Annotated in this window: 1 pseudogene; it reads right to left on the reverse strand. The window is 47.2% G+C overall.

From position 1 onward, the window contains the following. A pseudogene (locus BZJ21_RS15735) lies at positions 1-337 on the reverse strand (glycosyl hydrolase family 26); the annotation flags it as partial.

Below are 337 nucleotides of genomic sequence, written 5' to 3' on the forward strand. Positions count from 1 at the left end.
ATCAAATCTTGGCTCAACTCGCGCATCATCAGCTCGCTCAAATTTACCCGGTAAGTCCATCACATCAAAAAATTCATCCGGCTCGGTCATATAGGCTTCAGCTTTCGCTTTTTCTCGGTTCGAGAGTGACCACGCCATTTTTAACCCTTCAAAATCCCGCTTTTTGAGCAAGGTGATAAGGTTACTATAAGCGCGATACAGCATTTTCATGTGCTTGGGGTTGTTTTCATCGAACGGAGTGGCATCCACCCAACGCCAACGTGGCAGGGTTTTTATATGGAGGGGGCGTGAGAACATGGTTAAACGGCCATCAAGCGTTCCATCCACATTCACCAGT

The organism is Salinivibrio costicola subsp. alcaliphilus (assembly GCF_001996185.1).
In the GTDB taxonomy this organism is placed as follows: Bacteria; Pseudomonadota; Gammaproteobacteria; order Enterobacterales; family Vibrionaceae; genus Salinivibrio; species Salinivibrio costicola.